This is a genomic window from Flavobacterium sp. Arc2 (genome assembly GCF_041431385.1).
Lineage (GTDB): Bacteria > Bacteroidota > Bacteroidia > Flavobacteriales > Flavobacteriaceae > Flavobacterium.
In genome coordinates this window covers 209,577-221,366 of sequence record NZ_JASMRH010000002.1, presented here as the reverse complement: position 1 = coordinate 221,366, position 11,790 = coordinate 209,577, and the positions used below count along the sequence as shown (strand labels likewise).

Annotated in this window: 9 protein-coding genes; 2 read left to right on the top strand and 7 right to left on the bottom strand. The window is 32.5% G+C overall.

What is annotated here, in order from left to right:
- Nucleotides 1–24: 24 nt before the first annotated feature.
- Complete coding sequence (locus QO182_RS02345; protein WP_371559719.1) at nt 25–1,230, top strand: Pycsar system effector family protein; 1,206 nt, start codon at nt 25–27, stop codon at nt 1,228–1,230.
- Here QO182_RS02345 and QO182_RS02340 read toward each other — a convergent pair.
- The 7 genes from QO182_RS02340 to QO182_RS02310 all read right to left on the bottom strand — a co-directional run bounded on the left by QO182_RS02340 (nt 1,227) and on the right by QO182_RS02310 (nt 9,357).
- Entirely contained in the window at nt 1,227–3,587 is a 2,361-nt protein-coding gene (locus QO182_RS02340; protein WP_371543168.1) for a GAF domain-containing protein, read from the bottom strand. The genes QO182_RS02345 and QO182_RS02340 overlap by 4 nt on opposite strands.
- Nucleotides 3,588–4,453: 866 nt before the next feature.
- A complete protein-coding gene (locus tag QO182_RS02335; RefSeq protein WP_371543166.1) occupies nt 4,454–5,512 on the bottom strand; it encodes a nucleoid-associated protein in 1,059 nt (352 codons plus the stop codon).
- A 93-nt stretch (nt 5,513–5,605) separates the two neighbouring features.
- Complete coding sequence (locus QO182_RS02330; RefSeq protein ID WP_371543164.1) at nt 5,606–6,145, bottom strand: hypothetical protein; 540 nt, start codon at nt 6,143–6,145, stop codon at nt 5,606–5,608.
- Nucleotides 6,146–6,370: 225 nt separating this feature from the next.
- A complete protein-coding gene (locus tag QO182_RS02325) occupies nt 6,371–6,970 on the bottom strand; it encodes an HPP family protein (protein ID WP_371559717.1) in 600 nt (199 codons plus the stop codon).
- Between the two features lie 6 nt (nt 6,971–6,976).
- A complete protein-coding gene (locus QO182_RS02320) occupies nt 6,977–8,257 on the bottom strand; it encodes a chloride channel protein (RefSeq protein ID WP_371559715.1) in 1,281 nt (426 codons plus the stop codon).
- Between the two features lie 149 nt (nt 8,258–8,406).
- Nucleotides 8,407–8,796 (bottom strand): VOC family protein, encoded by a 390-nt coding sequence (locus QO182_RS02315; protein ID WP_371559713.1) that lies wholly within the window; start codon nt 8,794–8,796, stop codon nt 8,407–8,409.
- 3 nt (nt 8,797–8,799) lie between these two features.
- Complete coding sequence (locus QO182_RS02310) at nt 8,800–9,357, bottom strand: sugar O-acetyltransferase (protein WP_371559711.1); 558 nt, start codon at nt 9,355–9,357, stop codon at nt 8,800–8,802.
- A 210-nt stretch (nt 9,358–9,567) separates the two neighbouring features.
- Between QO182_RS02310 and QO182_RS02305 the strand changes: the two genes are divergently transcribed.
- Nucleotides 9,568–11,727 carry a TonB-dependent receptor domain-containing protein gene (locus QO182_RS02305; RefSeq protein ID WP_371559709.1) on the top strand — a complete coding sequence of 720 codons (2,160 nt, stop codon included), beginning with the start codon at nt 9,568–9,570 and terminating at the stop codon, nt 11,725–11,727.
- The last annotated feature ends 63 nt before the right edge of the window (nt 11,728–11,790 follow it).

Genomic DNA, 11,790 nt, shown 5'->3' with positions numbered 1-11,790 from the left:
AATTTAGTAGTATAAAAATTTGTTATGACCATTATAGCGCAAGCCGAAGATTTTGTCCGTAAATTATTCAAAGATAAACTTTCTATTTCATTTATTTACCACAATTTAGACCACACTTTTGATGTGGTTACGGCAGTTACAATGCTATCAGACAGAGAGAGTTTAACGCCGTTAGAGACTGAGATCATTGTCATAGCTGCATGGTTTCATGATACGGGTTATACTAAAGGTTGTGATAATCATGAAGATGCGAGTATTGCTATTGTACGAGATTTTTTAAAAGGCAAGGGTAAAGATGAAGCGTTTATTAATGCTGTTTCTAAAATTATAAAAGCAACAACCTATGATTATGTGCCTAAAACTATTTTCGAAAAAATCATTAGAGATGCTGATTATTCTCATTTTGGAAGAGAGGATTATTTGTCTATTTGCGAGAATTTAAGAAAGGAATGGGAGGTTACCAGTCAAAAATTCTATACAAATCAAGAATGGGCCAAAGAAAACCTTAAAATATTATCTAAATATCACGTATATTACACTGATTATGCCCTTGAAAACTGGCAACCCATTAAAGAAAACAACATCAAATTGATAAAAGAAAATATAAATAAAATCGAAAATCAAACGGCTGAAGATTCTGTTGCAGCTGAAAAGAAGAAGAAGAAGAAAAAGAAAAAGAAACCTACTAATGGGAAAACAAGTAGAGGAGTAGATACTTTATTCAGAATTACATTGAGTAATCACACCCGTTTAAGCGGAATTGCAGATAGTAAAGCAAATATATTATTGTCGGTTAACGCGATTATTATATCGATTGCCTTATCATCAATTATTCCAAAGTTGGATAATGTACGCAATGACTATTTAGTCATTCCCACATTTATAATGTTGATGTTTAGTGTGGTTTCTATCATTTTTGCCATACTTTCAACACGTCCAAAAGTTACTAGTGGTACTTTTACAAGGCAAGACATTGAGGACAAAAAAGTGAATTTACTTTTCTTTGGTAATTTTTATAAAATGCCTTTAGACGAATATGAATGGGCGGTTAACGAAATGATGAAAGATGACAGTCATTTATACAACTCGATGATTAAAGATTTGTACTATTTGGGATTAGTTTTAGAGAAAAAATACAATCTATTAAGAATTACTTACAATATATTTATGATTGGAATTATAGTTTCTGTTATTGCTTTTATAATTGCATTTAATTCTATTCACGTCTAATTTAACTCTTCTACTAAATCTTGATAGCTGTATTTTTCAGTATCGATGTTCGTGTTGCACACTTTTACTCTAAGGGCTTTTAACCCAGAAACACCTTGCAGTTCTTCGACGTCAAATTGCTCAATTGTTGGTTCTAGGATCCCTTTAAACTGTAGGAATTTGATGTATTTTAAGTATTCTGTTTCTTCGTAAGAATGAGAGTAGACTATGGTTATTTTCTCTTTTTGAGTTATTCTTTCCTTTGTTCCTTTTATGTTGGCTTTGTCAATACGTTTTTTTACCACTTCGTAACGGGCATTATAGGTTCCGTCGACATCAAAACGTTTTTCATCCATTCTAAAACGGATTGAAATAGGAGAACTAAACACTAAAATCAAAGAGGTTACATCGAGTTCATATGGAAGTGAAGATTTAAGATGATGATGCTCTAATTCCATTTTACACAATGTTTGAAATTGCCATAACCTTAAATTATTCAGATACATTAAGTCAAAGGGCTGTGAAGGAGAAATAGAAGCGCCAATATAGAGGTTGTGTTCAACTCCATCTGTTTTAAATCTTTCGAAATAATGTGGGAATATATTTTGTGCTTCCACTTGTTCCTTATCTAGAACAGTAGCCATCTTTTTGTTAATGATAGCCATTGCATCATCAAATTGTTTGCGTGCTTGATAAAACAGACCTGTTTTTAGATCTAATTCTTCAAAATAGTTATTTATTAATAATTGACATTCGCCTTCAATTTTCGAATTCGATAAAATGGGGTGTATTTCTTTTTGAATGTAGGTTTGAATCTGTTGCTCTGTATCTGCTTTTAATTCTAATTGCAATTCTCTTGAGTACGATTGCATTTCAAATTTTCGTTGCTCTAGTAAAGGAAGCGTACTGTTTGCTTCTAAATTTTTAAAAATGGCTAATAATGCACTCAGTTGATTTTTTAAATCTTCTTTTACAGTTGAATTTCGGTGTTCAGAGGACCCTTTGATGTCAATCTGACCATACAAGGGATACACTTCTTTAAAAACAATTTCTTTGAAAATATAATCCTTGTTAGCGGTATTTGTATGGAAATATTTTTGTGCCTCATTTCGAAATTTCCAATATACACTAGAGTGTATCGCTGTATATTCACGTTGAATTATAGCTTCGACTTGGTTTTCTAAATCTATATTGTATCGTTCTAGCGTATCTACGATATAAGGAAGTATAAGGTCTAGATTGTTTGCATTTATACTATTTAATTGTCGAGGTTCAGATGAAACGAGTTCCATAATCCCCAATAATTTATTGTTTTTTATTACAGGCGCTAGAATGCAACTTTTAATACCCTGATCCAGTAAATGTTTAGCAAATCTTTCATTACCAGGAATAGTGGCAAAATGCTCCACGCTAGAAATTGAGAATGGTTTTTTGTCTTCTAAAAGAGTATTATAAGAGCATCCCAGAAATGCTTTTTCGCAAGGGATTTCTTTTTCATCCAGAAGAATGAAGCTTTCCCGTTCCTCATTCTTAAAAGGAGGTTTTATTAACTTACCTTCTTCTGCGCTATATATAACAAGGCCTATTCTTAAATCAGGAACTTTAAATATTGATTTAAAGATGGCATTTGAATTTTTATTAATGTCATTTTGCCCTTTTTCAGATTTTAAAAGATTACTTTTTAAATTAGAGATGGCACTTTCTTTAGTAGCATCATAAAGGGTGACTATTCCAAAACCTTTTAGAATCCAACTTTCTAAAGGAAATTTCTCTTTCCATAAATCGATATTGCTATAATTGTCCATTAATTCATCAATGTCTTCAGATGATAATGCAACGGCTTTTTCTGTAGGATAAATTTCTATGAAATCTGCATTGTAGAGAATTCGATAATGATTTATAATTCCGTTTGAACTTGGAATGTCATAAAATAAAGGTCTGTTGTAATCGAAGTGCTGATGGTAATAGGAATTTAATATAAGGATACAGCTTAGTATATAAAATTGATCGTCGTTAAAATCTCTTATCGTTAAATCAAAATCTCCTGCAGCAATTAATATTTTTTTGAATCTTTCAGAATAATTAAAAGTGAAATTTTGAAACGGAATGGTAACGGCTTTTATCTCATTATTTGTTAATGAAGTGGGGAATAAATCAGCAAGTAAATAATTTATTAGTGTTTTGTTATTTTCTATAATCGATAAATCCTCAATTCCAGTTCTAAATTCTGGTATTGGTTCAATTTCTTTTAATAACGCCTTTGCATAATTAGAACGATAATCAACATCTGATAGAGCAATTTCTTCCAAAGATTCGATTAGTTTGTGAAAGGAAATTAGCGTTTTAAAAGGACTTTCGTTGAATATAGTAGTGTTCATTATGATGCGGATTTAAAAATGTAAAATTACTAGAAAAGGAGTTTTTTTACCATGCAAATTTATGAAAAAAACGCTAGTCACTAAGGTAATTGGAGGTTTAATATTTTAAACACAACAAAGAAATAATACTAAATCGAGGTAGATTTTTGATTTTGTTGCCGAAAACTATAAAAATGTCCGTGTAGTTAGGACTGTTTTGTAGTTTTGGTTTCACCTTAGGAAACATAATTAGGCGCGAAACTAGGATTCCAGATTTGTGTTGCTCTTCTAGCTTTGTTTTTTGATTTTTAAAAGAAGGATAATCAGCGGTGAAATGCTTTAAGCATTGCTCTTATTCTATTAGTTTAATAGAACTAAATTAGCGGCAAGGTTTCAACTAGATATGTTGAAGTTTTTTTACACAAAAACTTTTTAAAGTGTCGTTTATCTCTTTTAACTCTGGTGTAAGAAACGTTTTGTTTCCTTTTTCATCATTTGTTAATTCTAATTCACAAATAGTGCATTTGTATTCCTTAAAATGACTGGTAATATTACGGGTTGTAATAATTTTGTGTCCAAAAAGTAAACAATATAATTTTTTACTTAGAAAATTTTCTTTGATTTCGATTGTACTCATAATGGTAATGGTGGCGTTTAGGTAGATTTGAGTTCGCTAAAACTATTGAAAATATCGACAAAACAACAATTTAATCGATTAAAAACATCTTTTCGTCATAAAAGGAAATAATTTCCTACTCGAAACTGGAATTGTAGTAACTAAATACAAAAATGTGAATGGACTAGTTATTAGTGTATTAAAGAAAAAGCCTCAATCACTAAATTAGTGATTGAGGCTTTTTTAAAAGGAAAAGAAGTGAAAAATAGCTTTACGATTTTTCTTCTTTGTTAAAGTATACTAAATAGTAATACATCTGTTTTTCTTCGTCCCAACCTTTTTCAACATATTTCTCTGCGCTTTCAGGATTGATGAAATCCATTTTGATTTGGATATGCGTATCTAAGTTGATTACATTTTTTATTGATTTACGAGCATCTGTAACTGCAGCATTAGCAATGGGGAATGAGGTTACATCTTCAATACTGTATTTTTCTCCTTTGTCAACTTTGTAATTTTTAAATTCCGGAATCAGGTCTGGATTGTCTAAAACTTCGTTCAAAAAGTTAGTCTCTTCAAATTGATCATTTTTGGCAAAATAATTCACTGAACGGTTCATGAACATCACTTCCTCTTTTTTGTCTTCAGCAGGAAAAACTACGTCTTTTGCAAAATTCTGACAGAACTTCAAATATTTTTTAGTGATAAAATTCTCATCTTCAAAGGCATCAACAGAAAGGAAATGCTCTAACCAGTATCTCGCATCATAACGGTTACTGTCCACAGTTAATATTTTATATCCTTCTTCTTTTTTATGATTAAAAATGATACATCCTTTATCTAGTTTGCTCAAGTTTATACCTTGTTGAAGTATCATTTCTAAATGTGTTCCTTTTTCTTCAAACTGTAAAAAATCAGCTTGCAGCTCACTTTTAAAAATACCTATGGCATCAACGACATTGTTATCGATATTTACGTTTGTTAGATAAGTGACATACACTTCTCCATTTTTAATGTGAGGATGATTCGATTGTTCGAATAAATGCCTAGTGATATTCTTTGAATTTTCATGTAAACTTGCTGGATTTTCAAAAATCGCTGAAGTAAATTTATACATGTCGTTATAATCCAAATCAACTTCATGTGCAAACTGAAAATAGTTTTCTTCTTTTTCTCTAAAAGGTTTCAAGAAAAACTCTTTTATAAGAGGCACAATTTCATCTTGAAGACTAAAAGGTTGCTCTGATAAGAAGATAGCTTCGTTACGACTTTTGTTTCCTACTCTATGAATAGAAAGAGTCTCGATGTGTGTGTTAAATAAGTTGATCATTTTTGTGTTTTATTTTTTTTAGACAAAAAAACCAAGATTATAGACAATAGAGAAGTCTTTAATCTTGGCTCTTTATTCTTATTTTTTACTATTCTAATTCCAGTTTTCTTCAAATCCAAAGTCTTCAAAACTATCGTCTCCTTCAAACATATCAAGGTCCTCCTCGTCTAGACCGTCTTCATAATCATTGGCATAGTCATCAGCATTGTCTGCTTCAAAGTTTTTCTCTATTGCCTCATCTGGCATTTCACCATGAGAAAATAAAGTTTCGGGATATAAGTTCCCTACTTCTTGTTCTTCAACTGCGGCCAATTCAACTAAGAATGTCCACATATTAATGAAATCATATACATAGATAATTTTTGTGTTTTCAGCATCTAATAGATCTGACAATTGGTAAGAGCTCATCGTTTTTTGCTCCCCAATAACATCGCCGGTATCAAAAAGCGAAATTTCATCTTCCTGGTTCCATGTTTCATCACAAGTGTAAAACGAGGCTACTTCCATACCGTCAAAACCAAAGGAATTGAATATTGCGTTATGTAAATCTTCTAAAGTGTCATCTGCAAGTATTGCAATATCTCTGAATATATCTTCTTCTGCATCTAGAATTACTCTGAATTTGTAAACCATAATCTTTGTTTTTAATGAGAGGTCAAAGGTAAAATTTAATTTTATATTTCATCCCGAACTTTCAACACAGATTCTAGATTTGTTGATAAGATTTTTGCGTATGCATTTATAAAGAACCAAATCAACTACTTATAGGTCTGCCAATTTAAAATAGCAATAATAAGGATTGCTACGATTTAATTATTCGAATAAAAATAAAACAGTAGTAATTATATAGAATTATAATTATTTGTTATTGAGAGATTTATGTATTTTTTTTCTGAATTTGTGGTATTTTCCATGGATAGGGTAATACCTGTTTACCGTCATGTTGTTAAAAATTAAGGCAACAACCAGAAGAATTAATACTCCGCTAAGTACAGGTGAAATTACATACCAATATCCTAAATTTTTTATTTGTGCCGATCCAGTTACTGCTATCAAAGCTGTAGCTCCTCCAGGAGGATGCAATGTTTTTGTCAGTTGCATTAGAATAATAGAAAGTGAAACGGATAAGGCAGCTGTTAACCAAAAGATGTCAGGAACAAATTTAGCGACAGTTACTCCTACAATTGCTGATATAACGTGACCACCAATCAAATTTCGAGGTTGTGCTAGCGGACTTTGGATAATGCCATAAATCAAAACAGAGGATGCACCAAAAGATCCTATAAGAAATAGTACATCAGAATCTGGAAGCATTCGTGATTGTAAATAAGCAAGAGTCCCAATCCCAATAAAGGAACCAACAAACGACCAAAATTTTTCTCTAAAATCAACTAGCGTTTCTTTATAAAGTATGTATTTGGTCTTACGATAACTTCTTTTAATTTTTTCGGTAGGCATAAAATGTTATTTTGCTACACTAGCAGCGTAGGAATATACAGAATGTGGATAAATCAGCTTTGCGGTGTATTTTGAAATAAGACAAACCACTAAAATGGGAAAAAATAAAGTGTAATCATTTATTAAGTCGCAAATTAAAAATAGCGCAGTAAAAGGGGCGTGAATACTAGCACTTAAAACCGCTGCCATTCCTATGACCATAAAGTTAACCGGAATTATATTTGCGTTTAAGTAAGTGTTTAAGAGTAGCGCTACAAATAATCCTAAAAAAGCACCAATGAATAGGCTAGGAGCAAAAACACCGCCATCTCCACCAGAAAATAAAGTAGCCGATGTGACAATGGGTTTTAATATAATGATACCTATAAAGGTAGATAGTAAACTATAAGATATTTTTACCTCGTTAGGATTCAAAAAAATCATTTTGATTGCGTGATATCCTTCTCCATATAATTGCGGAAAGAAAAATAAAGAACAACTTAATATTACAGATCCTATTAAAATCTTGTAGTAGTGACTTTTTATTTGGCTTAGATTATTTTTAAAAAACAATACGCAACGTGTTAGATAAACAGAATTAATCCCAGCAATAATCCCTAATAAAATAAAATACGGAATAGCTCTTGCATGCCATGTTGTAATGTTTACAGCAAATATGGGTTTCTCATCTATTAAAAGAACAAGTCCAAAAGCAACAGTAACAGCAATAATATTGCTAATTAAAAAAGTACGTGTAATTTTTCTCGAAATAACTTCGAGTGCAAAAAATAGCCCCGCGATAGGACTATTAAATAGTGCCGTGATTCCAGCAGCTATTCCCGCACAAATCAATTCCGTCTTATATTCTTTAAATATATTTTGTTTGCGTTGCGCCACAGAACCGATAGTAGCTGTAGCCACAACGGTAGAAACTTCAATTCCTGTAGAACCCCCAAAGATGACAGTTAGCAATCCATTGATAAAATGGGAAGCAATCTTTGATTTTGGTAAGTTTTTGGTTTTAGACCCTGTACTCTCAAAAACTTCATTGATTCCTTTATTCTCTTTTTTATTAAACATATAATGTCTCAGAAAATAAATTACTGACAATCCGAAAACTGGAAAAATAAATATAAAGACGGGATGTAAATAAGCTTGGCTAGAAAAAATTTCTTCGTAATGCTCCGTTAGTTTTTTTAATGTGATTCCTAAAAAAGCAGAAAGAAAACTAATCAAAACAGAAACAATAATTAATTTCCGCAATTTTATTAATTGCATGTTTTTTTTGATGCGGGCAGTAGTATTCATGTAAATATATTGTGAACCTTAGTTTATATAAGGTTTTTAAGGACTGCAAATTTAAAGAATTAAAATATAACAAGACTTGCTAGTAAGTAACAGTTGATTTTTTTTATGAAATTTTTGTGACTGCAATCGTTGTAATGAATCTTACAAAATTAAAATTCATAAAATTCTATAGGTAAACCATCTGGGTCAGCGATAAAGAAAAAACGTTTTTCAGTATATTCATCTATTCTTATCGTTTCTGCAGAGATGTTGTTTTTTACTAAAAAATCACGTGTTTGTTCGATATCATTCACTTCAAAAGTCAAATGGCGTAAGCCACAAGCTTCGGGACGGGACGGTCTTTGTGGCGGATTAGGAAAGGAGAAAAGTTCGATGATATAATTTCCATTTAAAGCTAAATCGAGTTTGTATGAATCGCGTTCTTCTCGATAAATTTCCTGAATTACTTTCAGTCCTAGGATTTGCGTATAAAAACTTTTTGATTTTTTATAATCAGAACAAATAATGGCAGTATGATGTACTTTGTTTAAGGCTAACATAGATTATTGATTTAGTTTCCGAATCACTTTTGCTGGATTTCCTACCGCCAATGAATTATCTGGGATATCTTTTGTAACCACAGATCCAGCGCCTATTACACAGCCTTTGCCAATAGTAATTCCAGGGCAAATTATAGAATTCCCACCTATCCAGCAATCATCGCCTATAATTATAGGTAACGCACTTTCAACCGTTTTTCGTAATTCAGCATCCAGTGGGTGAGTAGCCGTGTAAAGTTGAACGCCTGGAGCAAAAAACACATTAGAACCAATGGTAACTGGAGCACAGTCAAGAACGACGCAATTAACATTAAAGAAGACATTTTCTCCACAACTAATATTATATCCATAATCACAATGAAAAGGCGGCTCAATATAGAGGTTAGCGCCTGCATTTGGAATTAATTCCTTTATTATTTCCCGTGCTTTTTTAGTAATTCTATATTCGGTAACATTCAATCGATGCAGCAGGTTTTTAGCTCTTCGTCGATCTTTTACTAAAACCGAATCGCCAGCCAGATAATGTTCTCCAGAAATCATTTTTTCTTTTTCCGTTTTCATATTCTATTGATAATTTCGTTTCTAATTCTTTTTTGGGTATGCCCTTCGTAACCCCGATAGCTAGGGGTTGCGTTAACCATGGCGATTTGCTGTAAATATAGCAGAAAATAAAATCCATTACAACTCATCCCTATAATTTGACAGTTCAGTTAGTTTAAGTTTTTAAAAAGAGACAATCAAAATACATTTGGAGTATCAAAATCAAACCTCATGAAATCAATCACAACAGTAATCATTTTATTTTTTACCACTTTTCTATTTTCCCAAACAAAGCTTTCGGGAAAAGTAGTTGATCAAAAAGGCAAACCCGTTTCTGGAGCCAATGTTTTTATCGAAGGAAGTTATGACGGAGCGACAACTAATGAAAAGGGAAATTTTTCATTCGAAACTGATGCTACAGGAAATCAAACACTAGTCGTTAGCTTTCTTATCTATGAGACTTTAAAAACGGAGATAGATGTTGCCAATTTCCAAGAGAAAACCATCACTTTAAAAGAAAATTTTAATGCGCTTGATGCCGTTGTTATCACTGCAGGAACAATGGAATCTGGGGAGAAAGCAAGAGTTTCAGTTTTGAAACCTGTGGATATTGTCACAACGGCAGGTTCTGCAGGGAATATTATTGCCGCTTTACAAACTTTGCCAGGAACACAAAGTGTAGGTGAAGATGGTCGTTTATTTGTACGTGGCGGAGAAGCAAATGAAACCCAAACTTTTGTAGACGGTATTCGTGTAGCGCAACCTTATGGAGCAACTACTAATAATTTGCCTACACGCGGTCGGTTTTCTCCATTTCTGTTTAGCGGAATCGCCTTTTCGACAGGAGGATATTCGGCTGAATACGGTGAAGCCTTGTCTAGCGTGTTACTTTTAAATACCGAAGATAATCCCGATCAAAACAAAACGGAAGTCTCCTTAATGACCGTTGGTTTAGGATTAGGAAACACCCAAAAATGGAAAAAAAGCTCCCTCAGTGTAAATGCTTCTTATACCAATTTAGCGCCTTATCAGGCCGCTATTCCTCAAAATCTGGACTGGAATAGGCCATTTCAATCGTTGTCTGGAGAAAGCGTGTATCGCTATAACTTCAACAACGGAATTCTGAAACTCTATGCTGCTTTTGATTCTTCTAAATTCGATATTAATCAGGAAAATATAAATTCAGCTGAGAAGATGAGAGTAAATTTAAAAAACGATAATTTATATTTTAATACTTCGTACAAAGGGAATTTCGGAGCCAATTGGCAAATCACAACCGGAATGAGTTATGGTTATAGCAAAAATAAAATCGGACTAAATTTAGACAATGTAGATAACGATGAAAATGCTACCCATCTAAAATTGAAATTAAAGAAAAATGTTTCAAATTATTTTAAGTTGTCGTTTGGAGCTGATTATTTCAGTACTAAATTTGATGAAAGCTTCACCGAAAATTTGGGAACAGCAAAAACGAATGGGTATAATTCGAATATTGCGGCAGCATATACAGAAGCAGATGTTTTATTTTCGAAAAAATTTGCTGCTAAAATTGGTTTAAGAGCTTCTAATAATGACTTGCTTGATGAAACTACCATTTCGCCACGAATTTCAATGGCGTACAAAGTGGCTAAGAATAGTCAGTTTTCTATAGCCTACGGAGATTTTTCTCAAAGTCCAAATGGAGATTACATCAAATATTCTAAATACCATCAGTTTGAAAGTGAGAAAACATCACATTACATTCTGAATTTTCAATATAGTAAGGATAATCAAACTTTTAGAGCTGAGGCCTATTACAAGGATTATAGCAATTTAGTAAAATACGATACGCAAGAGATTGCCTATAATTCGATTTTTAATAATAAAGGGTCGGCTTACGCCAAAGGGTTAGACTTATTTTGGCGTGATGGTAAGTCCATTAAAAATCTAGAATATTGGGTTTCCTACTCATACATCGATACCGAAAGGGATTATAAAAACTACCCAACAACTGCTACGCCAAGCTTTGTAGCTGATCATTCTCTGTCTGTTGTTACTAAATATTTTATAACTGATTGGCGTTCGCAAGTAGGTTTTACAAATTCGTTTAGTTCGGGACGACCCTATAATAATCCAAATGAAACGCAATTCATGAACGGAAAAACGAAAGCGTACAATAATCTAAGCTTCAATTGGGCGTATTTAATTAGCCAACAAAAGATACTGTACTTCTCTGTTTCGAATGTTTTGGGAACGCAAAACGTCTTTGGATATGATTATGCTAATTCTCCTGACTCCAGCGGTTTTTATAAGAGAAAAGAAATTACGCCTACTGCTGATCGTTTCTTCTTTGTGGGATTCTTTTGGACGATTAGCCAAAATAAAAAAGACAATCAGTTGAAGAATTTGTAAGCTAGTCTTAAGGTTGAAAGTATCAAAGTCTCAAAGTGAGTTTGCCACTTTCAACTAATTAAG

Bases quoted from the DNA above. Each gene is read 5' to 3' on its own strand.
- QO182_RS02345 (WP_371559719.1), top strand. From the start codon at position 25: ATGACCATTATAGCGCAAGCCGAAGATTTTGTCCGTAAATTATTCAAA.
- QO182_RS02340 (WP_371543168.1), bottom strand. From the start codon at position 3,587: ATGAACACTACTATATTCAACGAAAGTCCTTTTAAAACGCTAATTTCC.
- QO182_RS02335 (WP_371543166.1), bottom strand. From the start codon at position 5,512: ATGATCAACTTATTTAACACACACATCGAGACTCTTTCTATTCATAGA.
- QO182_RS02330 (WP_371543164.1), bottom strand. From the start codon at position 6,145: ATGGTTTACAAATTCAGAGTAATTCTAGATGCAGAAGAAGATATATTC.
- QO182_RS02325 (WP_371559717.1), bottom strand. From the start codon at position 6,970: ATGCCTACCGAAAAAATTAAAAGAAGTTATCGTAAGACCAAATACATA.
- QO182_RS02320 (WP_371559715.1), bottom strand. From the start codon at position 8,257: ATGAATACTACTGCCCGCATCAAAAAAAACATGCAATTAATAAAATTG.
- QO182_RS02315 (WP_371559713.1), bottom strand. From the start codon at position 8,796: ATGTTAGCCTTAAACAAAGTACATCATACTGCCATTATTTGTTCTGAT.
- QO182_RS02310 (WP_371559711.1), bottom strand. From the start codon at position 9,357: ATGAAAACGGAAAAAGAAAAAATGATTTCTGGAGAACATTATCTGGCT.
- QO182_RS02305 (WP_371559709.1), top strand. From the start codon at position 9,568: ATGAAATCAATCACAACAGTAATCATTTTATTTTTTACCACTTTTCTA.